A 24212-nucleotide genomic window follows, 5' to 3' on the forward strand; every position below is an offset into this window, starting at 1 on the left:
GCGGAGGAGGATGTATCCGTGGAGATCCGTATCGGCATCGCGAACACCGGCCGCGAGCTCAGCCTCGAATCCAACGAGTCGGCGGACGCCGTTCGGGCGACCGTTTCCGAGGCTCTCACCTCCGGCGCTCCCTTCGTCGAGCTCAGCGACGCGAAGGGCAGCTCCTACATCGTGCCGACCGCGGGCATCGCATTCGTCGAGGTCGGCACCGACCAGACCCGCCGCGTGGGCTTCGTGGCCTGACCGTGCAGATCGTCCTGGCGCTGATCATGGGCGCCGCGATCGGCCTCGCCGCCGAGTTCGCGATTCGCGGGCGCGAGGCCCGTGGTGCCGCGCTCGCGCCTGTTCTCGGCGCCGTCATCGGCGGCGTCGCGTGGGCAGTGATGACCTGGGCCGGTCTCGCGGTCGACAACCCCGTCATCTGGGTCGTCGCCATCGTGACTCCGGCTGTGCTGGTGCCCGCTGTCCTCCTGCTGCTGACGCGCTCGCGGGCCCGGACGGATGCCGCTGAGCGTCGTCGCCTCCGGATCGGCTGACCGCCCGAGGCGTCAGGCCTCGAGGCCCATCGCGGCCATGCGGCGCGAATGCGCGGCCATCACGTCGGCGTAGGTGGGCTCGACCCTCTTCTCGTCCGCAGGCTGCAGCGATGTCGACCGCAGCGCCGCCCGGGCGATCAGCAGGGTGTCCCCGACGAGGCGGCGGCCCCAGAGCGACAGCAGTCCCCGCCACTGCTCGTCCGCGGCGATGGCATCGGTGATGATGCGCACCAGAGCACTGCGGTCGTCGTGCGCCCGCAGGATGACGGCGACCTGCCGTCCGGTGTCGCCGTAGCTCGCCGACAGCGCGAGGTAGAAGTCGTCGAGCATGCCGGCCGTCAGGTGCACCGAGAGCATCGTCTCGAGTGGCCGTGCGCCGTGCGTCGCGCGGCGGAAGGCATCGAGCGGCTCACGGAAGGGCAGCATCAGCTCGAGCGGATCGGCGCCGCGATCGCGGATCACGCCGACGAGCTCGCGGTGCTTGAGCAGGGCTGTGCCCGCCGCCAACGACAGCGACTCCTTCTGCGACAGCTCGGGGGTCGAGGCGATCAGGTCGCTCAGCGTCTCGAAGTAGCCGAGCTGCAGATACGCGGCCTGACCGAGGAAGGTGTCGACATCGGGAGCGAGCTCCTCGAAATCGACGCGACGGACATCCCCGTAGTCGCCTCGGGATCGCAGCCGCAGGGTGCGACCGACAGGACGCTTGCGCTTGAAGAACCAGCTCACCACGGGTCCAGCCTAGGGTCGCGGTAGGCTGGATGCGCCCCGGCATCGGACCGGGGCCCCGCGCCTGTGGCTGAGTGAAGGGCGTGGACCCACATCACCGGCGGCTTCTCACCGCCAGACAGGCACGTCACCCATGACCACATTCGCTGACCTCGGCGTCGACCAGGACATCGTCGACGCCCTCGCCGACAAGGGCATCGTCGACGCCTTCCCCATCCAGGAGCAGACGATCCCGCTGGGCCTGCCCGGCCAGGACATCATCGGCCAGGCCAAGACCGGCACCGGTAAGACCTTCGGTTTCGGCATCCCCGTCGTGCAGCGCCTGGGACTCGACCCCGCGCCCGGCGTGAAGGCCCTCATCGTCGTCCCCACCCGCGAGCTCGCCGTCCAGGTGTTCGAGGACATGGACATGCTCACCCGCAACCGGTCCACGAGTGTCGTGGCCATCTACGGCGGAAAGGCCTACGAGGGCCAGATCGACCAGCTGAAGGCCGGAGCGCAGATCGTCGTCGGCACCCCGGGCCGCCTGATCGACCTCGCGGGCCAGCGTCTGCTCGACCTGTCCAACGCGACGGAGGTCGTGCTGGACGAGGCCGACAAGATGCTCGACCTCGGCTTCCTCCCCGACATAGAGAAGATCTTCCAGAAGGTCGCTCCCGTCCGTCACACGATGCTCTACTCGGCGACGATGCCGGGACCGATCGTCGCGCTGGCGCGCCGGTTCATGTCGAACCCGATCCACATCCGCGCGACCGACCCCGACGAGGGCCTGACCCAGGCGAACATCAAGCACCTCGTCTACCGCGCGCACTCGCTCGACAAGGACGAGGTCATCGCCCGCATCCTCCAGGCCGAAGGCCGCGGCAAGACCGTCATCTTCACGCGCACCAAGCGCGCGGCCCAGAAGCTCGTCGACGAGCTGAACGACCGCGGCTTCAACGCCGGCGCGGTCCACGGCGACATGAGCCAGGAAGCGCGGGAGCGCTCGATGGCCGGGTTCAAGGCCGGCAAGAAGGACGTCCTGATCGCGACCGACGTCGCCGCGCGCGGCATCGACGTCGACGACGTCACCCACGTCATCAACCACACCATCCCCGACGACGAGAAGACATACCTGCACCGCGCGGGCCGCACCGGTCGCGCCGGCCGCACCGGCATCGCGGTCACCTTCGTCGATTGGGAAGACCTGCACAAGTGGGCCCTCATCAACCGAGCGCTCGAATTCGGTCAGCCCGAGCCCGTCGAGACCTACTCGTCGAGCCCGCACCTCTTCGAGGACCTGAACATCCCCGCGGGAACCAAGGGACGCCTCCGCAAGCTGCCCACGACGCAGAGCGTCAAGACGGTCTCGACGGAATCGTCCGAGGGCGATACGAAGCGTCCCCGTCGCCGCCGCTCGCGCGGCTCGGGCGACGGTGCGGCGGCCGCTGAGGGCTCGGCGGCCGCGTCGACGGATGCCGGGACGGGCACGCACGATGGTGGCGGATCCGAGCACCGCGATGGCAAGACCTCCCCCCGCCGGCGTCGCCGTCGTCGTGGCGGATCGGGATCCGGCGCGGCAGGCTCGACGGCTCCCGCCGCAGGCTGATACGGCCATCTCGCGCGACGGCGCCCGACTACGCGTAGACGGGCGCCGTTCCGCTTGCCCGGGCGATGATGCGCGCGACCATGTCATCGTCGGTCGTGTTCTCACCGGGCTGATTCGGCTTGCCGAGACCGTGGTAGTCGCTCGACCCCGTCACGATGAGGTCGAGCTCTGCGGCGAGAGCACGCAGGACGCGCTTGCCGTCCGCTGTGTTCTCGCGGTGCCCGACCTCGAAGCCCGCGAGGCCGTGGGCGACGAGCTCGCGGAGCACCGCGGGCGGCATCATCCGCTCGCGTCCGCTCGGCGAGGGATGCGCGAGGATCGGCACTCCCCCGGCGGCGACGACGAGCTCCACCGCGGTGACGGGGTCGGGAGCGTAGTGCGGCGTGAAATGTCCCTGGCTGGGGTGCAGGATGCCGGCGAACGCCGCCGCGCGATCGACGGCGAGGCCGCGCGCGACGAGAGCGTCGGCGATGTGGGGCCGTCCCACCGTGGCGCCGGCACCGGTCTGCGCGAGCACGTCGTCCCACGTCAGGTCGTGCGAACGGGCGATGCTGCGGACGATCCGTTCGGCCCGGCCGATGCGGTCCTCGCGGATGCGCTCCATCTCTGCGCGCAACCGCGGATGGTCGGGATCGAAGAGGTACGCGAGCAGGTGCACGGTTCGCCACTCGTGGCGGGCGCTGAGTTCCATACCCGGGAGGAAGGTCATGTCGAGCGACGCCGTGGCCTCGGCCGCTTCGGCCCAGCCGGCCGTCGTGTCGTGGTCGGTGAGCGCCATCGTTCGCACACCCGCACGGTGGGCGGCTTGCACGACTCCGGCGGGAGGCTCCGTCCCGTCGGAGCGGACCGAGTGCAGATGCAGATCGCTGGGGCCGTGGAAGCCGTGCGCGCGCTCTGCCGTACCCATCCTCCACAGCGTAGCCGTGCCCGGCGATCGTCCAGGCTCGCTCTCTTAGAGTCGAGGCGTGAAGCGCGTGTTCGGAGCCCTCGTGGTGGCCCTGTTCGCAGCGGGGGCCATCGTGGCCACCTGGCCGGAGCTTCTTCGCCTCGAACGCGAGTTCCCGTTCGCGCAGGCGGTCGCGCTGCGTCCGTTCCTGATCGGCGCCTTCGTCGCGATCGCCCTGATCTTCCTCGTCCTCTCGCTGGGCCGCCGCATCCGTGCCTTCTGCCTGTGGGTCGTGCTCGTCTCCGTGGTCGTCGCCATCGGCGGCGCGGGAACCCTGGCGGTGAGGGGGCTCGGCGCGGAGACGCTGCCGCCGAAGACGGAGGACAGCATCCGCGTCATGACCTGGAACACCGCCGGTCCCGCGACCGATGCGCAGACAATCGCCGAGACCGCCGTGGCGATGCAGGCCGACATCGTGGCGCTGCCCGAGACGACGATGGACACCGGACGCGCGGTCGCGGTGGCGATGCGCGAGCGCGGGCGCCCGATGTGGGCGCACGTGGACAGCTACGAGGGGCCGGACAGCTGGGACGCGAACTCGACGGCCCTGCTGATCTCACCCGAGCTCGGCGACTACGCGGTCATCGAGTCCGAGGCAGCCGGTACGACCAACACCACCATCGTCCCGAGCGCCGTCGCCATGCCCGTCGACGGCGACGGCCCCGTGGTGGTGGCGGTGCACGCGGTCGCCCCGCGGCCGGAGGAGATGGCGAGCTGGCGCAGCGACCTCCAGTGGCTGGCCGACCAGTGCGCCACGGACGATGTCATCATGGCCGGTGACTTCAACGCGACGCTCGACCACATGGCGCGTCTCGGAGTCGACGACGCCGATCTGGGTCGCTGCCACGACGCCGCCCGGTCCACCGGCAACGGCGGTATCGGGACCTGGCCGACCGACCTGCCGGCTCCGCTCGGAGCGCCGATCGACCACATCATGGCAACCGCGTCCTGGAAGCCCGAAGGCTCGGTCGTCATCTCGTCGCTCGATCATTCCGGCAGCGACCATCGCCCGCTCGTCGTGCAGTACACGCGGCGCTGAACCGTCGCGGCGGCCGCCTCCGGGTGCGAGACTGGAGGCATGACCACGAGCGAGACCGAGCCGACCGCAACCGACACGATCGGAACCGCGACCGCCGAGACCGAAGCGCCCGCCGAGAACACCAACCGGCGTCAGCCGTTCCCGCAGGGCTTCCTCGACACGATCTCCGAGGGCTGGGGATCGCGGCCCGAGACGACGACGCCGCCCCGCGACGCGGCGCGCTTCGCCGCCGCTCGCCGCGAACGGCTCTCACGCGAGTTCCGCGGTCGGCGCCTCGTCATCCCCGCGGGCTCTCTCAAGCAGCGCTCGAACGACACCGACTACCCCTTCCGCGCGCACTCCGCGTTTTCGCATCTGACGGGCTGGGGCAGCGACGCCGTACCCGACTCGGTGCTCGTCTTCGAGCCCACCGCCGGGGGACACGATGTCACCCTGTACCTCCGCGACCGAGCCGATCGCACCACGGCCGAGTTCTACGCCGACGCCTCGGTCGGCGAGTTCTGGATCGGACCGCGCCCGGCGCTCGCCGACGTCGCCGCCGATCTCGGTGTTGCGACCGCGCATCTCGCGGATGTCGAGCTACGCACCGATGACCTGGTCCTCGAAGCAGATCCCGACCTGACGCGGGCCGTGTCCGAGCTGCGGCTGACGAAGGACGAGTACGAGATCGAGCAGATGCGTCTCGCTGTCGCGGCGACCGCACGTGGTTTCGACGACATCGTGGCCGACCTCCCCCGCATCATCGCCACCCCCCGGGGCGAGCGCGTCGTCGAGGGCGTGTTCCACCTGCGCGCGCGCACGGACGGCAACGGCGAGGGCTACGACACGATCGCCGCCTCCGGACCTCACGCCTGCTACCTGCACTGGACGCGCAACGACGGGCCCGTGGTGCCCGGCGACCTCATTCTCGTCGATGCCGGCGTCGAGGTCGACAGCCTCTACACCGCCGACATCACGCGCACGCTGCCCGTGTCGGGACGCTTCACCGAGATCCAGCGCCGCATCTACGAGACCGTTCGCGAGGCGGCCGACACCGCGTTCGCCGCTGCCCGGCCCGGTGTGACGTTCCGCTCGATCCACGAGGCCGCCATGACGGTCATCGCCGCCCGCGTCGCGGACTGGGGTCTGCTCCCCGTCACGGCGGACGAGGCGCTCGACGCCGACCGGGGCGGCCAGCACCGGCGCTACATGGTCCACGGCACGAGCCACCACCTCGGGATCGACGTGCACGACTGCGCGCAGGCGCGCCGTGAGATGTACTACGACGGCATCCTCGAGCCCGGCATGGTGTTCACGATCGAGCCCGGTCTGTACTTCCAGATCGACGATCTCACCGTGCCCGAGGAGTACCGCGGTATCGGGGTCCGGATCGAGGACGACATCCTCATGACCGAGAGCGGACCCGTCAACCTTTCTGCGGACATCCCGCGCACAGCTGACGAGGTCGAAGCCTGGATCGCACGCGCGACCTCGTGACCGATCGGTTCTCGCCGCCGCCCGCTCAGACGACGCGCCCGCTGCTGACCGGCACGTTCGGGATGGCTGCGGCGACCCATTGGCTCGCCACCGCCACGGCCCAGGCTGTGCTCGAACGCGGGGGCAACGCCTTCGACGCCGCCGCAGCGGGCGGCTTCGTCCTGCAGGTCGTCGAACCCCACCTCAACGGGCCCGGGGGCGATCTCGTCGGCCTCTTCCAGGCGGCCGAGGATCCGCGGCCCCGCGTGCTCATGGGCCAGGGGCCGGCGCCTCGCGGCGCGACGATCGAGCACTACCGCGCGGAGGGGCTCGAGACCGTGCCGGGCGCCGGCGCCCTCGCGGCCGCGGTGCCGGGAGCAGTCGACGCCTGGCTCGTCCTGCTGCGCGACTACGGCACGTGGGAGCTCGCCGACGTCCTCGCTTTCGCGATCGGCTACGCCCGCGACGGGCACCCTCTGCTCGCGTCCGCGTCAGCGACCATTGCACGCGTCGCGCAGCTCTTCCGCGACGAATGGCCGTCCTCGGCCGATCTGTGGCTGCCCGGGGGCACCGTGCCGCGGGCCGGCGATGTGTTCCGGAACCCCGCGCTCGCCGCGGTGTTCGAGGGTCTCGTGGCGGCGGGACGAGACGCCGCAGACCGGGCCGCGCGCATCGAGGCTGCTCGCACCGAGTGGCGGACGGGCACGGTCGCGCACGCGACGGCCGCGTTCGCGGCCCGACCCCATCGACACTCGACCGGAGGCCACCACGCCGGGGTAATCACGGAGGCCGATTTCGCCGACTTCTCCGCAGGGTACGAGGAGCCTCTCACGACGACCTTCCGCGGACGGACCGTGGTCAAGGCCGGCGCGTGGACGCAGGGTCCCGCACTGCTCGAGGCGCTCGCCCTGCTCGATCCGGTGCCCGATGAGCGCCTCGACCCCGCGACTCCGGAGGGCGCGCACACGATCGTCGAGGCCTTCAAGCTGGCCCTCGCGGACCGCGACGCGCACTTCGGCCACGACAGCGTGGTCAGCGAGCTCCTCGACCCCGCCTTCCTCGCCGCGCGTCGTGCGCAGCTGCTCCCGGATGCCTCGCACGAATGGCGCCCGGGTACCGTGGCGGGGCGCGCACCGCATCGTCCGCCGCTCGTGCGTCCCGACGGGACGAGCGTCGCCGGCACAGGCGAACCGACGGTCGGGCGAGCGGGCGAGACGCGCGGCGACACCTGTCACATCGACGTCGTCGACGGGTGGGGCAACATCATCTCGGTGACGCCGTCCGGCGGCTGGCTGCAGTCGTCCCCCGCGATCCCGGAACTCGGTTTCGCGCTAGGCACGCGCCTGCAGATGACCTGGCTCGACGAGACGTCGCCCGCCGCACTCCGCCCGGGCGCCCGCCCGCGCACGACCCTCTCCCCGACCCTCGTCATGACCGGCGACCGGGCCGACATCGCGATGGGGACGCCCGGAGGCGACCAGCAGGACCAGTGGCAGCTGCCGATGCTGCTGCGCATGCTGGTCGGGGGCTGGGACGCGCAATCGGCGATCGATGCGCCGACGCTTCACACGACCGCGATGATCGACTCGTTCTGGCCGCGCACCTGGACGCCCGCAGGAGTGGTGATGGAAGACCGGCTCGGCGACGAGGTCGCCTCGGGCCTGCGCGCGCGGGGGCACGACGTCACCGTGGTCGGGCCGTGGAGCCTCGGACGTCTCTCGGCCGTCGGCATCGACCGCTCGCGGGGACTGCTCTGGGCGGCGTCGAACCCGCGCGGGATGCAGGGCTACGCGGCCGGTCGCTGAAGCGGAGCGCCCGCCCTCATTGCGACAACCGGCGGTGGCACCACGGCGCGACCAGCTCGGCCACGGCGCCGCCGACCTCCTCGGCATCCCGTTTGCGTCCCGCGACCTCGAAGGAGTGGCGGCCGCCCTCGACCCAGAGCAACTCCGCGTCGGCGCATCCGGCGACGACGCTCTCGAGGTCGGTCACCGGGTCGACGAACGGATCGCGGGTCCCGGACACGAACAGCTGAGGCGACGTGACCTCCGGCAGATGAGCCGCACGCGGACGGTCGGGCCGACCGGGCGCATGCAGCGGGTACCCGAGGTAGACGAGCAGAGCCGGGTCGATCGCTCCGGAAGCGGCCGCCATCGATGCCATCCGGCCGCCGTACGACTTCCCCGCCGCGACGATGGGCACCCCGGCGTGCGCGTCGGCGATGGCGCGGAAGACCGCCGCCCACGACGCGATGGCGTCACCGGCGGCGCCGGGCAGTCGGCGGCCCGCCACCACATAGGGGAACGGAAAGCGCACGACATCGATCCCGGCCGCCGCGCCGGCATGCGCGAAACCGCCGAGGAACGGATGCTCGGGTCCGGCGCCCGCGCCATGAGCGAGGATCATCACAGCGTCCGCACGCTCAGCGCGGTCGTACGTCAGCGGCAGGTCGACGGTCCCGGCCGCGATGTCGACCGGCACCGCGTCGATCATCGCTGCGGATCGGTCGCCGGGGGCTCGAGCGTACCCGGAGTCTGCGGGCCGGGGGCCTCGCCGCCGGGCACCGGGCCCACGGCCGGCGGCAGCGGGGCGTCGGCGGGGCCGGGGGCGGGCGATCCCGACGGCGGCGCGATCGGGTTGCCCGCGGGTGCCGCCGGACCGGGGGCGGGCCGATCGCCCGACGGAGCGGGCACGGGGTCGATGCGCTCGCCGTACCGGGGCGGCCCGTCCGGCACCGGCGTGGCCGGCGCCGCGGGCCGGGCCGGCGCGACGTTCAGCGCGCCACGGGCGCGATGGATGCTGCTCGCCTGCACGGTCACCTCGTAGTGGTCGGCGACGACCTGCGTCACCGATGCGAAGTCGCGACGACGGCGCACGAGAGCGAACATGACGAGGCTCATCATCATGCCGATCGCGACGCCGACCAGCATCACGCCGAGGAAAAGCTGAATGGCGGCGTCAGGAGTGCCGAAGACGAAGATCAGCGAGAAGATCAGCCCCAGGAGGATGCCGTTGATCGCACCCGTCCGCGCCGCCGTCGCATATCCGAGCCGGCCGGTGACCGTCTCGACCGACCGCAGTCCGTAGCCGACGATGGCGATCTCACGGGCCGGGATGTCGGCCGAGATGAGAGTCGACACCGCCTTCTGCGCGGCCTCGTACGTTGCGTACTCGGCGACCTTCTCACCCGTGACCGCGGGCGTCCCGCCCATCATGCTCATTCCGTCATTGTGTCACGGCCACCTTCGCGGTCGCCGACTACGCTGGAGCGGTGAGTACGCAGAGGGTTTTCGTCGCGCGCCTGGTCGGGTGCGTCGTGTTCGATCCCGCAGGCGACCGTCTCGGCAAGGTCCGCGACGTGGTCGTGATCTTCCGTAAATCGGACCCTCCGCGAGTCATCGGCCTCGTCGTCGAGATCCCGGGCAGACGCAACGTCTTCCTCTCCATCGGCCGTGTCACCTCGATCGCGACCGGCCAGGTGATCACCACCGGTCTCATCAACGTGCGGCGCTTCCAGCAACGCGGCGGTGAGGTGCGGGTCATGGCCGAGCTCCTAGGTCGGAAGGTCTACCTGCGCGACGGGTCGGGCGGCGCAGTGATCGAGGATGTCGCGATCGAGCGCAACCGGCTCGGCGAATGGGACATCGGCCAGCTCTTCCTCCGCCGTCCCAAGACGAGTGCGTCGCCGTTCGCCAAGGGGCCGACGACCTTCGCGGCCTGGAAAGACGTGCGCGAGGACCAGTCCTCGGGCGCCGCCCAGTCCGCCGAGCAGCTGGTCGCGACCTATTCGGAGCTCAAGCCCGCAGACCTCGCCAACACGCTGCTCGACCTTCCGGAGGAGCGCCTGCTCGAAGTCGCCGAGGAACTCCCCGACGAGCGCCTCGCCGACGCGCTCGAGGAGATGCCCGAGGATGAGCAGGTCCACATCCTCGAGCGGCTCGGCGACGAGCGCGCCGCCGACATCCTCGACGCCATGGAGCCCGACGACGCGGCGGACCTGCTCGGTCAGCTCCCCGAAGGCCGCATCGAGCAGCTGCTCGACCTCATGGAGCCGGAGGAGGCCGAGGACGTCCGCGCCCTCCTCGAGTACGGTCCCGACACCGCGGGCGGCCTCATGACGAGCGACCCGATCGTGCTGTCGGCGGAGGCGACGGTGGCTGAGGCGCTCGCGCTCATCCGCCGACACGAGCTGCATCCGGCCCTCGCCGCATCCGTCTTCGTGACGCTCCCCCCGTACGAGACGCCGACGGGGCGACTTCTGGGCACCGTGCACTTCCAGCGGATGCTGCGCTACCCGCCTCACGAGAGACTCGGCGCGATCATCGACGACACCGTCGACCCGGTCGCGGCGTCATCGTCCGCGGCCGAGGTCGCACGCATGCTGGCCAGCTACAACCTGGTCTCGGTTCCCGTCGTCGACCAGGCCCGCCGGCTCGTCGGGGTCGTGAGCGTCGACGATGTGCTCGATCATCTGCTTCCGGACGACTGGCGGTCGCAAGACGTCGAGCCCCAGGATGCCGCTGCGATGCGGGGGCGCCGCTGATGGCCCGCTCGTCGAAGACCCCCTCGCTCGAGGCGCCCCGTGGACGGCGCAGCGGTGTCAGCGGTGTGCTCGGTCAGCGGACGTCGCAGCCGTCCCGCGACCGGTTCGGTCGGTTCACCGAGTGGATCGCCCGGGCGATGGGCACGCCCGGCTTCCTCGTCGCGCTCTCGCTGTTCTGTGCGGCGTGGCTCGCCTGGAACACGCTCATGCCCGTCGAGCTCCGGTTCGACTCCGCGGCCAACGGCTTCACGGCGTTGACGCTCATGCTCTCGCTGCAGGCGTCGTACGCCGCGCCCCTGATCCTGCTCGCGCAGAACCGGCAGGACGACCGCGACCGCGTGCAGATCGAGCAGGACCGTCAGCGTGCCGAGCGGAACCTGGCCGACACGGAGTACCTGGCACGCGAGGTCGTCGCCCTGCGCATGGCGATCTCCGACCTGACCGACGGACTCGTCACCAAAGAGACGCTGCGCGCCGAGCTGCGTACCGCGCTCGACCGCCTCGACTCCGACGAGCGCCCGGACACGCGATGAGCACGGACGCCGTCCGCGCGGCCGTCGCGGCGGTGCGCGATCCCGAGTTGCGCAAGCCCCTGGGCGAGCTCGACATGGTGCGCGACATCGCCGTGGATGGCGCCCACGCTCGTGTCGGCATCGCGCTGACCATCGTCGGCTGCCCTGCAGCCGATCGGATCGAGCGCGACGTCCGGGATGCCGCGCTGTCCGCCCCGGGCATCGAGACGGTCTCGGTCGAGGTCGGGGTGATGACCCCGGCGGAGCGCGCCGCACTCACCGAGCGGCTGCGCGGTGGGAAGGCCGCCCGCGAGAACCCGTTCGGTCCGGACTCGCTCACACGCGTCATCGCCATCACGAGCGGCAAGGGGGGCGTCGGCAAGTCGACCCTCACCGCGAACCTCGCTGTCGCCCTCGCGCAGCGCGGCCTCGCCGTCGGGCTGATCGACGCCGATGTGCACGGTTTCTCGATTCCCGCGCTGCTCGGTCTCGTCGATGCCGACGGCCTGCCACCGCAGCCGACGCGTATCGACGGGCTCATGATCCCGCCCATCGCGCACGAGGTCCGGACGATCTCGATCGGCATGTTCCTGCCGCGCGATCAGAGGAGCCCCGGCGCGGTCGCCTGGCGCGGGCCGATGCTGCATCGCACGGTCTCGCAGTTCCTGACCGACGTGTTCTTCGGCGACATCGACGTCCTCCTGATCGACATGCCCCCCGGCACCGGCGACGTGGCCATCAGCGTGGGTCAGCTGCTCCCGCACGCCGACGTCGTGGTCGTCACGACTCCGCAGACGGCCGCCGCCGACGTCGCGGTGCGCAGCGGCCTCGTCGCCCGGCAGACCGGGCAGCGCGTGATCGGGGTCATCGAGAACATGTCGGCGATGACGCTTCCCGACGGGACATCGCTCGACCTCTTCGGCAGCGGCGGCGGGATGCGGGTCGCCGAGGCCCTGTCGACCGACCAGCCGGTGCCGATGCTCGGCTCCGTGCCGCTCAGCCCGGCTCTGCGCAGCGACGCCGACAGCGGAGTTCCGGTCGTCGTCGCGCATCCCGACGACGCCGCCGCCGAGGCGATCGCGCGCATCGCCGACACCATCGCAGGCACCGGACGCGATCTCCGCGGCCGCCCGCTGCCTCTGCGTGTGGGCTGATCAGGTCGCTTCGTCGTCGAACGGAACGTCGGCACCGCGCTCGAATCGCTTCGCCGCCTCGCCCGCAGCATCCATCCCGACGGCGGTCGCCGTGCTGATCGCCGCACCCGCGGCGGCCGCGCGCACCGTCGGTACGGGGGCGTCCTCGAGGAGAGCGTCGCGGATGATGCGACGCGGGTCGTACTGCCGAGGGTCGAGCTTGCGCCATTCGACGTCGGAGAAGTCCTCTCCCATCTCGTCCTTGACGCGGTCCTTCGCGCCGTTGACCCAATCACGTGCCCGGACGGTGAAACGCGCGAGCATCTCGGCGAGCTGCGGAAGGCGCTCGGGTCCGAGGAGCAGGACAGCGGCGACCCCGATGAGGATGAGCTTGTCCCCGTCTAGGCCGAAGAACATGACCCCAGATTACCCGTGCGCCTCAGCGGCCGGAGCCATCCGCGCGCCTACGCTGGAACAAGGAGGAATGCATGGGTGATCAGGAAGCGATCCGCAGGTTCGCGATGGAGGCGACGGTGGAACCGGAGCACATCTCTCGCGCGCGTGCACACGCCCTCGAGATCGGAGCCGCGCCGATCAGTGCGCCGGTGGGCGCGCAATGCGCTGTGCTCGCCGCCGCGACGGGCGCACTCAACATCGTCGAGATCGGTACCGGCGGCGGCGTCTCCGCGCTCTGGCTGCTCCATGGGGCGCCACGCGCCACGCTGACCACGATCGACATCGAGCCCGAGCATCTGGCCGTCGCCCGGCAGTCCTTCACCGAAGCGAGGATCCCTCCGGCTCGTGCCCGCTTCATCACGGGCCGCGCGGCTGATGTGCTCCCCCGCATGAATGAGGCCTCGTACGACATCGTGCTGGTGGACGCCGACCCCGACGGTGTCATCGAGTACGTCGAGCATGGGCTTCGGCTCGTACGCCCGGGCGGGATGGTCCTCGTGCCCCGTGTGCTGGCAGGTGGGGCCGTCGCCGACCCCGTCCGCCGCGACGACATCACCCGCGCCTACCGCTCGCTCATCCACGAGACGCAGTCGTCGCCGGCGGTGCTCGGTGCGCTGTCGATCGTCGGAGAGGGACTGTTGCAACTCACGACGGCAGCCACCGCCTGACGGCGGCTCAGCGGCAGAGACGGAAACGGCCGGCCCCAGAGGGACCGGCCGTTTCCGTGCAGCATCGTCAGGCTGCGCCGACGACTCCGCTCAGCACGCTGTGGAGTTCCTTGGCCTCTTCATCATTGACCGAGACGACCAGACGCCCTCCGCCTTCGAGGGGGACACGCACGATGATCAGGCGCCCCTCCTTCACGGCCTCCATCGGTCCGTCTCCGGTTCGCGGCTTCATGGCTGCCATCGCGGCTCCCTTTCGTCATGAGGACTACCTGAAGAGTTTATCGTGCAGCGCAGGCACAGCGCGGACACGTCCCTCAGGGAATCTGAGCGAAGGTGCTTCCGAGCGCATACATCGTGTGGATCCACCACCACTGCGCGGCTATACCGAGCACCAGCACGCTGATGCGCCACCAGAGCGCGCGGGGCAGCGCGACGGCGCCCCAGAGCGGTGACAGCGGGACGAGCAGTCGGAACGTGCTCGACTGGGGGAAGAAGACCGCCAGCAGGTAGAGGACGTACGCGGCCGACCACAGACGTATCGGAACACCGAGGCGACGCACGCGGCGATCAGCGACGAGCAGGAGCGTGGCGAGAACCACGATCGCCGCAAGCCCCGCGAGACACACCCACGCCGGAATCCCCCAGATTCCAGACCACAGCACGGCGGCCTGCATTGTGCCGTCGAAGGGCACGAACCCCCCGTGATCCCCGATCCAGGATCGTCGCCACGCGAGTTCCGTCTGCAGGTAGGCCCCGGGATCACCCGTCACGATGCCGGTGATGACGGGCCAAGCGAATCCGCAGGCGGCCGCCAGCAGCCCGCTCGCGACGACGTGGGCGATCTCCGGCGGGTGCAGGTCGTCGTGCTGACGCCGCGACCACCGCCAGATCCCGTACAGCGCGAGCATCAGCGAGAAGGCGAGGACACCGGGCCGCGTGAAAGCCATGAGCGGGATCCACAGGTAGAGCCACCACCACCGGCGGCGCTCCACGGCGAGGAGCGCGAGGAGCAGCCAGAGCTGGAAAAGCGATTCCGCGTAGCCGAGCTGGAACAGTGCGGCCATCGGGCCCGCGAAGCTGAAGAAGGCGACCGCCCACATCGCTGCCGCGCGGCCGACGCGGCGGCGCAGCAGAGCGAAGAGGACGAGACACGCGAGATAGCCGGCCGTTGCCGACACCAGGGGCGCAGCGACCGGGAATCCGCCGACGACCCACCCCACGGCGCCGGTGATGACGGGGTAGACCGGCATGAACGCCCACGCGTTCTGGGCGACGTCGCCCGCCGCGTCGAGCGGCAGCTCGGCGGGATATCCGCTGAACGCGATGAGCCAGTACCACTGCGCGTCCCACCCCATCGTCAGAGTGCCCAGAGTCGCGTCGGCGCCGAAGCGGGACCGGGGTCCGCTCAGCTCGGCCGCTCCGAGCAGGAAGCCCGTCGTGACAGCGCGCGAGAGCAGGTACATCAGCGCGATCGCAACCGCGGGAGGCAGCGCGATCGCGGCGCGACGCAGCCACCTCATGCGCGCCGGGTCACCGGTTCGAGAGCCAGGTGCGCAGGCCGCGCTCGACGGCGTCGATCTGCTCGACCGGCACCCGCTCCTGGTCGTGGTGCGCGAGCGAGGGGTCGCCCGGGCCGTAGTTGACGGCGGGCACTCCCAACGCCGAGAACCGGGCGACATCCGTCCAGCCGTACTTGGGGCGAGGCTCGGCTCCCACCGCGGCGACGAACTCCTGGGCGAGCGGCGCATCCAGGCCCGGTCGTGCACCTCCGGCGAGGTCGACCACCTCCACCTCGAAGCCGTCGAAGAACTCGCGGACGATCGCGACGGCCTCTTCGGGCGAACGCCTCGGCGCGAAGCGGTAGTTGACCTCGACCTCGCAGAGGTCGGGGATGACGTTCCCGGCGATGCCGCCCGAGATCCGGACGGCGTTGAGCCCCTCGCGATAGACGAGTCCTTCCACCTCGACGTCGGCGGGCGTGTGCTCCGACAGTCGCTGGAGGATCGGGGCCGCGTGGTGGATGGCGTTGTCGCCGATCCACGCGCGGGCGCTGTGGGAACGCACCCCGTGCGTCCGCACGATCGCGCGCAGATTGCCGTTGCAGCCGCCCTCGACCTGACCGTTGGAGGGCTCGCCGAGGATCGCGAAGTCGCCCGCGAACAGGTCGGGACGGTTCGCCGCGAGCCGCGTCAGGCCGTTGAGCTCGGCGGCGACCTCCTCGTGGTCGTACCACATCCACGTGATGTCGACGCGCGGGTCGACGAGCTCTGCCGCGAGCTTCAGCTGCACCGCGACGCCCGCCTTCATGTCGACGGTCCCTCGCCCCCACAGGAACTCCTGCCCGTCCTCGACCATCTCGCGAACGGGCAGGTTCGCGTTGATGGGAACGGTGTCGATGTGACCGGCGATGACGACGCGCTGCGCGCGACCGAGCTGCGTGCGCGCGACGATCGTGTCGCCGTCGCGGATGACCTCGAGGTGCGCCAACGGCGATACGGCGGCGAAGATGGCGTCGGCGAGGGCCGTCTCGTCGTCCGACACGCTGGGGATGTCGCACACCGCCCGAGTCAGATCGGCGCTGGACACGGTCAGATCGAGCTCGGGCATGCGGCGATTCTATCGGCGGCGACTGCACCGATAACCTGGAGCCATGAGCGAACGGTGGGCATGGGGCGTGGGACTCGCGACCTCGAGCAGCGATGGCACGACACTCGACACCTGGTTCCCGGAGCCCGCGCTCGGGACACCGGCGGCCGCCGAGTCCGCCGCCGCGATGGTGACCTGGGCGCCGCTCGCAGCGGACGACGAGCGCCGGGGCGTGACGGTCGAGGCCGTCACCATCTCGATCGACCTCGATGCGGCGCCGGCGTCGACCCCGGATGCGTACCTCCGCCTGCACGTGCTCTCACACCGCCTCGCGGCACCGAACACCGTCAATCTCGACGGGATCTTCGGGCACCTCCCGATCGTCGCCTGGACGACCGCGGGCCCGATGCACCCGGATGACGCGACGCGCCGTCGGCCGTTGCTCCAGCGCGACGGCATCCAGGTGCACAGCCTCGACAAGTTCCCCCGTCTGCTCGACTACGTCACTCCCCCCGGTGTGCGCATCGCCGACGCCTCCCGCGTCCGCCTGGGCGCGCACCTCGCACCGGGCACCACCGTGATGCACGAGGGCTTCGTGAACTTCAACGCCGGCACGCTCGGCGCCTCCATGGTGGAGGGTCGCATCTCGCAGGGCGTCGTGGTCGGTGACGGGAGCGACATCGGGGGCGGCGCCTCGATCATGGGCACGCTGTCCGGCGGCGGCAGCCACCGGGTGTCGATCGGCCGTCGCACGCTGCTCGGCGCCAACGCCGGCATCGGCATCTCGCTCGGCGACGACTGCGTGGTCGAGGCCGGGCTCTACGTCACGGCAGGGTCGAAGATCGTCCTCGCCGACGAGCCCGCCACGGCCTCGGGTGCGCGTCCGAGCGTCAAGGGCGCAGAGCTGTCCGGGCGCGACGGCATCCTGTTCCGCCGGAATTCGCTGACCGGCGCGATCGAGGCTGTTCGCCGCGCGGGGGTCGGAGTCACGCTCAACGAGGCTCTGCACGCCTGATCGCGTCGCGTGATCCGGGCGGCGCTCAGAGCAGGAGCGCCGAGAGCAGACCGCCCCACAGGCACACCACGGCGAGCATGCCGAGGCTGTACCAGAGCGACGCCCGGAGGATCTCCGACTCGCGTCCGGCGAGTCCGACCGCGCCGGCCGCGATCGCGATCGACTGAGGCGAGATGACCTTGGCGGCTGTGCCGCCTGCCGTGTTCGCAGCGACGAGCAACCCGGGGTCGACGGAGATCTGCTCGGCGGTGGCGACCTGGAGGGGCGCGAACAGCGTGTTGTTGTTGACGACCGACCCCGTCAGGAAGACACCGATCCAGCCGATGGTCGGTGCGAGCAACGGGAAGAGCGGCCCGACCGCCGCCAGAGCCGTGCCCATCGAGGCCGAGCCGCCCGAGTAGTTCGCGACGTTGGCCAGGACGAGAATGATCGCGATGAGCAGCAACGCGCGCCAGAGGCCGCGCACCGTCTCCACCAGTGTCCACACCAGGTCGGCCGCGCGCAGGCGCGGCGTCGTCCAGAACGACACGATCACCGCCAGCAGGATCGCCGTGCCCGTCGCGTTGATGGGAGTGAAGCCCCACGTCGCCGTGACGACATCACCGCCGGGGGTCTGCACGCTGCCGGTGAGCCCGGGCATCGGAACCGCGAACACCAGCGCGGCCAAGGGCCCGCCCGCGGCGAACAGATTCTTGAACACCGGCAGGCTCCAGACCAGGATGACCGCCGTGAGGATGTAGAACGGGCTCCATGCCGCGATCACCTCACGTACATTGGCGCTGTGCGGCTCCGGCTCGGGCGCGCCGACTTCACGATGGACCCGCCGAGGCTGCCAGACCCGGCCGAGGAGGAAGAGCGCGACCATCGCAGCCAGGCCTGCTCCGAGGTCGGCGAGCTCGGGGCCGAGGAACCACAGCACGCCCGCCTGCACGCCGCTGAAGACGATGGTGACCAGCAGCGTGGCCGGCCACGTCTCACGCAGCCCGCGGAAACCGTCCAGGATGACCACGAGCAAGAACGGGATGAGCAGCGTCAGGGGCTGCAGCACCAGCACCATTGCACGCGACAGCTCCTGCACCTCGAGGCCGCTGACCTGCGCACCCACGATCACGGGGATGCCGATGGCGCCGTATGCCCCCGCCGCCGCGTTGGCGACGAGCGAGATCATGGCCGCCCGCAGCGGGCGGAACCCGAGCTGCACCAAGAGCGCGGCGCAGATGGCGATGGGCACGCCGAACCCGGCGGCGCCCTCCAGGAAGGCACCGAAGGAGAAGCTGATGAGCAGCACCTGGATCCGCTGATCTTTCGAGATGCCCCCGATCGATGAACGAATGACGTCGAAGCGACCGCTCGCGACAGCGAGCTTGTAGAGCCACACCGCCATCACGATGATGTAGGCGATCGGCCAGACCGCCGTGAGCAGGCCCAGCAGGCCCGCACCCCCGACTGCCGTGAGCGGCATCCCGAATCCGAGTGCGGCCACCAGCAGCTGCGCGACGAGCGCGATGAGACCGGCGAGGATGCCGCTGAGGCGAAGTCCGACGAGCGCGACGAGGAAGACGATGATCGGAATGGCGGCGACGAGTGCCGACAGCGCCAGCGAGCCGAGCGGATCGGTCGTCTGCATCCACATGCTTCGCTCCCCTGCTCGTGCGTGCGGCCCACCCTAGACCGGGCCGCACACCCGCGCGAGGGGGGCGTATGCTCGCGTCAGGAGGTGGCTCGATGGCCGATCGCTTGCCGAAGAAGGTGTACGAAGCCGAGTTGCGGCGGCTGCAGGCGCAGCTCGTCGACATGCAGGCCTGGGTGCAGGCCACCGGCGCCCGCATCGTGGTGATCTTCGAGGGGCGCGACGCCGCGGGCAAGGGATCCACGATCAAGCGCGTCGCCGAGTATCTCAATCCTCGGGTCGCGCGCATCGTCGCGCTTCCCGCGCCGACCGAGCGCGAACGCTCGCAGTGGTACTTCCAGCGATACGTCGCGCATCTGCCGGCCGCCGGCGAGATCGTCCTCATGGACCGGTCCTGGTACAACCGCGCCGGGGTCGAGCGGGTCATGGGCTACTGCACCAACGAGGAGTACCACCGGTTCCTGCATCAGGCGCCGATCTTCGAGCGGATGCTCGTCGAGGACGGCATCCTGCTGCTGAAGTACTGGTTCAGTGTCTCGGATATCGAGCAGGAGAAGAGGTTCCGGTCGCGCAACGAGGATCCGATGCGGCGGTGGAAGCTCTCCCCCAACGACGTGCTCTCGATCACCAAGTGGGAGGACTACTCGCGCGCGAAGGACACGATGTTCGTGCACACCGACATCCCGGAGGCGCGCTGGCACGAGGTCGACAACGAGGACAAGCGCCGAGGCCGGATCAACATGATCCACCATCTGCTCGGACAGATCCCCTACGAAGTGGTCGAGCGGCCTGAGATCGAGATCCCACCGCGCCCGCCATCCGGGGGTTACGACCGCCCGCCGCAGCAGCTCGACGGATACGTCCCCGACTACGCGGCGACACTGATCGACAAGTGACACACGGGGTGCCCCGGTCCAGCGGCACCCCGCGGACGTCGAGGTAACGTGGCGCGATCCGCGACCGCATGGGAGAGGCCGGCACATCGCTGTGATGTGCCGGCCTCTCGTGATCGTCGAGCGCTGTTCAGGAGGTGGGGTAGTCCCGCTCCGCCGAGCCGACGTACAGCTGCTGCGGACGCCCGATCTTCGTCTGCGGGTCGTTCTGCATCTCGCGCCAGTGCGCGAGCCAGCCGGGCAGCCGACCGATCGCGAACAGCGGCGTGAACATGCGCGTGGGGAAGCCCATCGCCTTGTAGATGACGCCCGTGTAGAAGTCGACGTTCGGGTACAGGCGACGCTCGCGGAAGTAGTCGTCACTCAGGGCGATCTCCTCGAGCTCCTTCGCAAGATCGAGCAACGGGTCGACGACGCCGAGCTCGTTGAGGACCTCGTCCGCGGACTCCTTGACGAGCTTCGCGCGCGGGTCGTAGTTCTTGTAGACCCGGTGCCCGAAGCCCATGAGCTTCACGCCGTCTTCCTTGTTCTTCACGCGGGCGACGAAGCGCTCGACGCTCTCGCCGGAGTCGCGGATGCGGGCCAGCATGTCGAGGACGGCCTCGTTCGCGCCGCCGTGCAACGGCCCGTAGAGCGCGTTGATACCGGCCGAGATCGAGGAGAACTGATTCGCACCGGTCGACCCGACCAGGCGCACGGTCGAGGTCGAGGCATTCTGCTCGTGGTCCTCGTGCAGGATGAGCAGACGCTCGAGCGCGCGCGAGACGACCGGGTTGACCTCGTAGTTCTCGGCGAGGACGCCGAAGTTCAGGCGCAGGAAGTTGTCGACGAAGCTCAGCGAGTTGTCGGGGTAGAGGAAGGCCTGCCCGACGCTCTTCTTGTGCGCGTACGCGGCGATCACGGGCAGCTTCGCGAGGAGCCGGATCGTGTTGAGCTCGACGTGCTCGGGGTTGTTCGGGTCGGACTGGTCCTCGTAATACGTCGACAGGGCGGCGGTGGCGGCGGACAGCACCGACATCGGGTGCGCGGTGTGCGGTAGGGACGAGAAGAAGCGCTTGAGGTCTTCGTGCAGCAGCGTGTGACGACGGATGCGGTCGTCGAAGTCAGCCAGCTCGTCAGCCGTGGGCAGGTCGCCGTAGAGCAGGAGCCAGGCCACTTCGAGGTACGTCGAGTGCTTGGCGATCTGCTCGATCGGGTAGCCGCGGTAACGCAGGATGCCCTGGTCACCATCGATGTAGGTGATGGCGGACCGCGTGGCCGCGGTGTTGACGAAGCCGTAGTCGAGGCTCGTGTGGCCCGTCTGCTTGGTGAACGTCGAGAAATCGACGCTCGGAACTCCGTCGGTTCCGTGCAGCACCGGCAATTCGGCGGTGCGGTCACCGATGGTGACGGTGGCCTTCTGCGGGGTGCCCGTGTCGTTCACGAAGCCTCCTTGCGATCGTCCGGTGCGGTCATTACAGCCTATCGGGCGCACGGGCCTACTCCGTACGGCGCCAAAGGATCAGCGGATCGGTAGGAGAGAACCTACGACCCCGTCAGGCGTGCGGCAGCGGCGTCGATCCGCTCCTGCGACGCGGTCAGCGAGAAACGAACGTGCTGCGGGAACTGCGTTCCGTAGAAGTGGCCGGGGCCCGCGAGGATGCCGAGTTCGGCGAGCCGGCCGAGCGTCTCCCACGCGTCCTCTTGCGCCGTCGCCCACAGATAGAGTCCCGCTTCGCTGTGATCGATACGGAAGCCCGCGCGCTCGAGCGCCGGTCGGAGCACATCGCGACGGCGGCGGTACAGGTCCTTCTGTCGGGCGACGTGATCGTCGTCGCCCAGGGCTGCGACCATCGCCCGCTGCACGGGCAGGGGCTGCATCAGTCCCAGGTGCTTCCGCGCGGTGAGAAGCCGGGCCACGATCGTCGGGTCGCCGGCCAGGAACGCCGCCCGATAACCCGCGAGGTTCGACTGCTTGCTGAGCGAGTACACCGACAGCAGACCGCTGACGTCGCCTTCGCTCACCCGCGGGTCGAGCACGCTCGGCACCGTCTCGCTCGCCCAGGGCCCGTCCCAGCCGAGCTCGGCGTAGCATTCGTCCGAGACGACGACGGCGCCGAGCTCGCGTGCGCGGGCGACGATCCGCCGCAGCTCCGCGACGTCCAGCACGCGTCCGTCGGGGTTTCCGGGCGAGTTGACCCAGACGAGTCGGGTGCCCTCCGGGTAGTCGGCCGGATCGTCTGCGGCTGCCGGCGTCGCACCGACCAGGCGGGCGCCGACCTCGTACGTCGGGTAGGCGGCGCGGGGATGCACGACGACATCGCCGGCACCGAGGCCGAGCAGCAGCGGGAGGAGCGCGACGAGCTCCTTCGACCCGATCGTCGGCAGCACGCTGTCGGGGGCCAGACCGGTGACACCGCGGCGACGCTCGTACCACCGCACGACGGCCTCCCGAAGCGCGGGGGTGCCGACGGTCTGCGGGTACGCATGCGCGTCGGTCGCTTCGCGCAGGGCGCGGGCGACGACCTCAGGCGTCGGATCGACCGGCGACCCGATGGACAGGTCGACGATGCCGCCCGGGTGGCGGCGGGCCTTCTCGGCGTAGGGCGCTACGGCGTCCCAGGGGTAGTCGGCGAGGTCGCGGACGCTCAATGCCCCTCCCCCTGCGGCGGCAGCGCGGCCACGAGGGGGTGGTCCTTCGCGATGACGCCGACCTTCGCGGCGCCTCCGGGAGATCCCAGGTCGTCGAAGAACTCGACGTTCGCGGTGTAGTAGTCCTGCCACTCGTCCGGCAGGTCGTCTTCGTAGTAGATCGCCTCGACCGGGCACACCGGCTCGCATGCGCCGCAGTCGACGCATTCATCCGGGTGGATGTACAGCGAGCGCTCACCCTCGTAGATGCAGTCCACGGGGCATTCGTCGATGCAGGCGCGGTCCTTCACGTCCACGCACGGGAGGGCGATCACATAAGTCACATGACGAGTCTAGTTCGTGCGATCGGACGCGGCCGCCCGGCGTGCTCCCGCGAACGAGGGCCAACCGACCACGACGGCCACCATGACCGGCACAGCGAACGTCCAGATCAGCCCGGTGCTCAGCTGCCCGTCCGGCGGGGCAGGCACGACGACCGAGCCGCCGGGCCCGCGTCCGGAGAAGACGACGGTCGCGACGAGAGCGCCCAGCCCGCAGGCGAGCGCCGTCCACCGGTCGTCGGTGAGCAGCCGCAGCCCCGCGACGAGGGCGGTCACGCCCGCGACAGCGACGATGAGCCCCACCGGCAGCACACCCCAGGAGTACGCCTGGGTGATCGTCCCCGCGACACCGTAGACGGCTCCCGCGATCGCGGCGACGAGCCACCCGGCGAAGCGGGTCCAGGTCTGATTCACCGAGCCAGTCTAAGCGGCCCATCCGCCCGCCCGAAGCACCGCCGCCACCAGCGCCGCCCCCGCCACGACCACGAGGAAAGGGGCGCGCGCGGCGAGCAGGACGGCGGCCACCGCCACGGCAGGCAGGCGCGCGTCCACCACGATCGCGGCGCCCGCGCCGAGCGTCTGCACGACGACCAGCGCGGAGAGCAAGGCGATCGTCAGCTGATCGATGATGCGCTGCGCGCGTGCCCCGTCGAACCATCGAGGCGGAAGGAGGTACCCCAGGGCCTTCAGCGCCACGCAGATGATCGAGGCGACGAGGATGCCGGTCCACGGGCTCATCGGGCCTCCCCCGTCGTCTTCGCGTCATCGCCCCGCGACGAACGCCGGCCCGGCATGGCCGCGGCGACCACGATGGCCACGACGCCCGCGATGAGGACGGGGATCCCGGGCATCGTGAGGGGCGTCGCGACACCGGCGACGACTCCGGCGGCCACTCCGACGACGACCGCGTCCAGCCGGCGGAGCCGCGGCCACAGCAGCGCGAGGAAGGCTGCCGCGGCGGCCGCGTCGAGTCCATAAGCCCGGGGGTCGCCGAGGACGTCACCGAGCAGCGCGCCGAGGAGTGTGAAGAGGTTCCATCCGATATAGATGCCCACTCCGGTCACCCAGAAGCCGATGCGGCGTGCGCGGGGGCCCGACTGCGCGAGGGCGACTGCCGTCGACTCGTCGATCGTGAACGGGAAGGCGCTCAGCCGCCGCGCGATGCTCCCGCCGACCACCGGCGCCATGCGAAGACCGTATGCCACATTGCGAACGCCCAGGAGCGCTGCGGAGGCGATGGCCGCGGGCAGCGCCGCCCAGCCACCCGTCGCGACGACACCGACGAAGGCGAACTGCGAGCCGCCCGTGAACATCAGGAGACTGAGCACGCAGGTCTGCCAGACATCGAGCCCCGCGGCGACCCCGAGCGCGCCGAACGATACGCCGTAGGCGCTCGTCGCGACGGATACGCCGATCCCATCGCGCCACGCGCGCCGCGTCGCGGCATCCTGCTCCATCGCTCCGATGCTATCGACCCGCCGAACCGGAGGCCGCCGCGAATGCCACGACCCCGGAGGCCGAGGATCGGCACTCCG

At 70.5% G+C, this 24212-nt stretch carries 27 protein-coding genes; 12 read left to right on the forward strand and 15 right to left on the reverse strand.

Annotation, left to right across the window (positions count from 1 at the left end; genetic code table 11):
- Positions 1-18: 18 nt before the first annotated feature.
- Both P6897_RS08805 and P6897_RS08810 read left to right on the forward strand, forming a co-directional pair.
- Entirely contained in the window at positions 19-243 is a 225-nt protein-coding gene (locus tag P6897_RS08805) for a DUF3107 domain-containing protein (RefSeq protein WP_064956528.1), read from the forward strand.
- Positions 244-245: 2 nt separating this feature from the next.
- Positions 246-536 (forward strand): hypothetical protein, encoded by a 291-nt coding sequence (locus tag P6897_RS08810; protein ID WP_114589527.1) that lies wholly within the window; start codon positions 246-248, stop codon positions 534-536.
- Between the two features lie 12 nt (positions 537-548).
- Here P6897_RS08810 and P6897_RS08815 read toward each other — a convergent pair whose 3' ends face one another.
- Positions 549-1265, reverse strand: coding sequence for a ferritin-like fold-containing protein (locus tag P6897_RS08815; RefSeq protein ID WP_023950553.1), 717 nt, complete (start codon positions 1263-1265; stop codon positions 549-551).
- A 130-nt stretch (positions 1266-1395) separates the two neighbouring features.
- Here P6897_RS08815 and P6897_RS08820 point away from each other — a divergent pair, with 130 nt between their 5' ends.
- Positions 1396-2850 carry a DEAD/DEAH box helicase gene (locus tag P6897_RS08820; RefSeq protein ID WP_274177939.1) on the forward strand — a complete coding sequence of 485 codons (1455 nt, stop codon included), beginning with the start codon at positions 1396-1398 and terminating at the stop codon, positions 2848-2850.
- Between the two features lie 28 nt (positions 2851-2878).
- Here the strand turns inward: P6897_RS08820 and P6897_RS08825 are convergent, their stop codons facing one another.
- Positions 2879-3757, reverse strand: coding sequence for a PHP domain-containing protein (locus P6897_RS08825; RefSeq protein ID WP_112614912.1), 879 nt, complete (start codon positions 3755-3757; stop codon positions 2879-2881).
- A 58-nt stretch (positions 3758-3815) separates the two neighbouring features.
- Between P6897_RS08825 and P6897_RS08830 the strand changes: the two genes are divergently transcribed.
- The 3 genes from P6897_RS08830 (at position 3816) to P6897_RS08840 (ending at position 8095) form a co-directional block, all read left to right on the forward strand.
- Complete coding sequence (locus P6897_RS08830; RefSeq protein WP_282501004.1) at positions 3816-4835, forward strand: endonuclease/exonuclease/phosphatase family protein; 1020 nt, start codon at positions 3816-3818, stop codon at positions 4833-4835.
- Positions 4836-4874: 39 nt separating this feature from the next.
- Positions 4875-6311: an aminopeptidase P family protein gene (locus P6897_RS08835; RefSeq protein ID WP_282501005.1), complete on the forward strand. Its 1437-nt coding sequence runs from the start codon at positions 4875-4877 to the stop codon at positions 6309-6311.
- A 62-nt stretch (positions 6312-6373) separates the two neighbouring features.
- Positions 6374-8095, forward strand: coding sequence for a gamma-glutamyltransferase (locus P6897_RS08840; RefSeq protein ID WP_282502578.1), 1722 nt, complete (start codon positions 6374-6376; stop codon positions 8093-8095).
- Positions 8096-8111: 16 nt separating this feature from the next.
- On the opposite strand, the gene P6897_RS08845 is transcribed toward P6897_RS08840, so the two are convergent.
- Both P6897_RS08845 and P6897_RS08850 read right to left on the reverse strand, forming a co-directional pair.
- Complete coding sequence (locus P6897_RS08845; protein ID WP_274177942.1) at positions 8112-8771, reverse strand: alpha/beta family hydrolase; 660 nt, start codon at positions 8769-8771, stop codon at positions 8112-8114.
- 8 nt (positions 8772-8779) lie between these two features.
- On the reverse strand, positions 8780-9511 hold the full coding sequence (locus P6897_RS08850) for a general stress protein (RefSeq protein ID WP_282501006.1): 732 nt from the start codon (positions 9509-9511) through the stop codon (positions 8780-8782).
- A 50-nt stretch (positions 9512-9561) separates the two neighbouring features.
- Here P6897_RS08850 and P6897_RS08855 point away from each other — a divergent pair, with 50 nt between their 5' ends.
- Genes P6897_RS08855 through P6897_RS08865 form a run of 3 tightly spaced genes read left to right on the forward strand, consistent with a single transcriptional unit; the run spans position 9562 to position 12499 of the window.
- On the forward strand, positions 9562-10833 hold the full coding sequence (locus P6897_RS08855) for a CBS domain-containing protein (protein ID WP_112614920.1): 1272 nt from the start codon (positions 9562-9564) through the stop codon (positions 10831-10833).
- Complete coding sequence (locus tag P6897_RS08860; protein WP_112614922.1) at positions 10833-11366, forward strand: DUF1003 domain-containing protein; 534 nt, start codon at positions 10833-10835, stop codon at positions 11364-11366. Before P6897_RS08855 ends, P6897_RS08860 begins: the two co-directional genes overlap by 1 nt.
- Positions 11363-12499: an Mrp/NBP35 family ATP-binding protein gene (locus tag P6897_RS08865; RefSeq protein ID WP_282501007.1), complete on the forward strand. Its 1137-nt coding sequence runs from the start codon at positions 11363-11365 to the stop codon at positions 12497-12499. Before P6897_RS08860 ends, P6897_RS08865 begins: the two co-directional genes overlap by 4 nt.
- Here the strand turns inward: P6897_RS08865 and P6897_RS08870 are convergent, their stop codons facing one another.
- Positions 12500-12895: a Sec-independent protein translocase TatB gene (locus P6897_RS08870; protein ID WP_240309858.1), complete on the reverse strand. Its 396-nt coding sequence runs from the start codon at positions 12893-12895 to the stop codon at positions 12500-12502.
- Between the two features lie 71 nt (positions 12896-12966).
- On the opposite strand from P6897_RS08870, the gene P6897_RS08875 reads away from it, so the two are divergent.
- On the forward strand, positions 12967-13602 hold the full coding sequence (locus P6897_RS08875; protein WP_112614926.1) for a class I SAM-dependent methyltransferase: 636 nt from the start codon (positions 12967-12969) through the stop codon (positions 13600-13602).
- A 67-nt stretch (positions 13603-13669) separates the two neighbouring features.
- On the opposite strand, the gene P6897_RS08880 is transcribed toward P6897_RS08875, so the two are convergent.
- The 3 genes from P6897_RS08880 to dapE form a co-directional block, all read right to left on the reverse strand.
- On the reverse strand, positions 13670-13843 hold the full coding sequence (locus tag P6897_RS08880) for a DUF3117 domain-containing protein (protein WP_023950528.1): 174 nt from the start codon (positions 13841-13843) through the stop codon (positions 13670-13672).
- 73 nt (positions 13844-13916) lie between these two features.
- A complete protein-coding gene (locus P6897_RS08885) occupies positions 13917-15122 on the reverse strand; it encodes a hypothetical protein (RefSeq protein WP_282501008.1) in 1206 nt (401 codons plus the stop codon).
- A gap of 10 nt (positions 15123-15132) precedes the next feature.
- Entirely contained in the window at positions 15133-16209 is a 1077-nt protein-coding gene (gene dapE, locus P6897_RS08890) for a succinyl-diaminopimelate desuccinylase (protein WP_282501009.1), read from the reverse strand.
- Positions 16210-16252: 43 nt separating this feature from the next.
- Between dapE and dapD the strand changes: the two genes are divergently transcribed.
- The gene (gene dapD / locus P6897_RS08895; RefSeq protein ID WP_114589533.1) at positions 16253-17203 is read left to right on the forward strand and encodes a 2,3,4,5-tetrahydropyridine-2,6-dicarboxylate N-succinyltransferase; all 951 of its coding nucleotides are present in this window, start codon (positions 16253-16255) and stop codon (positions 17201-17203) included.
- 25 nt (positions 17204-17228) lie between these two features.
- Here dapD and P6897_RS08900 read toward each other — a convergent pair whose 3' ends face one another.
- The gene (locus P6897_RS08900; protein WP_282501010.1) at positions 17229-18836 is read right to left on the reverse strand and encodes an L-lactate permease; all 1608 of its coding nucleotides are present in this window, start codon (positions 18834-18836) and stop codon (positions 17229-17231) included.
- 92 nt (positions 18837-18928) lie between these two features.
- On the opposite strand from P6897_RS08900, the gene ppk2 reads away from it, so the two are divergent.
- The gene (ppk2, locus tag P6897_RS08905; RefSeq protein ID WP_282501011.1) at positions 18929-19729 is read left to right on the forward strand and encodes a polyphosphate kinase 2; all 801 of its coding nucleotides are present in this window, start codon (positions 18929-18931) and stop codon (positions 19727-19729) included.
- Positions 19730-19856: 127 nt separating this feature from the next.
- Here the strand turns inward: ppk2 and P6897_RS08910 are convergent, their stop codons facing one another.
- The 6 genes from P6897_RS08910 to P6897_RS08935 all read right to left on the reverse strand — a co-directional run bounded on the left by P6897_RS08910 (position 19857) and on the right by P6897_RS08935 (position 24134).
- Positions 19857-21149 carry a citrate synthase gene (locus tag P6897_RS08910; RefSeq protein WP_274177950.1) on the reverse strand — a complete coding sequence of 431 codons (1293 nt, stop codon included), beginning with the start codon at positions 21147-21149 and terminating at the stop codon, positions 19857-19859.
- Positions 21150-21250: 101 nt separating this feature from the next.
- Positions 21251-22357 (reverse strand): succinyldiaminopimelate transaminase, encoded by a 1107-nt coding sequence (dapC, locus tag P6897_RS08915; protein WP_282501012.1) that lies wholly within the window; start codon positions 22355-22357, stop codon positions 21251-21253.
- Positions 22354-22680 carry a ferredoxin gene (gene fdxA / locus P6897_RS08920; RefSeq protein ID WP_023950512.1) on the reverse strand — a complete coding sequence of 109 codons (327 nt, stop codon included), beginning with the start codon at positions 22678-22680 and terminating at the stop codon, positions 22354-22356. Before fdxA ends, dapC begins: the two co-directional genes overlap by 4 nt.
- A gap of 9 nt (positions 22681-22689) precedes the next feature.
- On the reverse strand, positions 22690-23091 hold the full coding sequence (locus P6897_RS08925) for a histidinol dehydrogenase (RefSeq protein WP_114589536.1): 402 nt from the start codon (positions 23089-23091) through the stop codon (positions 22690-22692).
- Positions 23092-23100: 9 nt separating this feature from the next.
- A complete protein-coding gene (locus tag P6897_RS08930) occupies positions 23101-23415 on the reverse strand; it encodes an AzlD domain-containing protein (RefSeq protein WP_282501013.1) in 315 nt (104 codons plus the stop codon).
- Positions 23412-24134: an AzlC family ABC transporter permease gene (locus P6897_RS08935; protein WP_112614942.1), complete on the reverse strand. Its 723-nt coding sequence runs from the start codon at positions 24132-24134 to the stop codon at positions 23412-23414. The genes P6897_RS08930 and P6897_RS08935 overlap by 4 nt, the downstream gene beginning before the upstream one ends.
- Between the last annotated feature and the right edge of the window lie 78 nt (positions 24135-24212).

It is taken from the genome of Microbacterium sp. BDGP8 (assembly GCF_029991045.1).
GTDB lineage: Bacteria > Actinomycetota > Actinomycetes > Actinomycetales > Microbacteriaceae > Microbacterium > Microbacterium plantarum.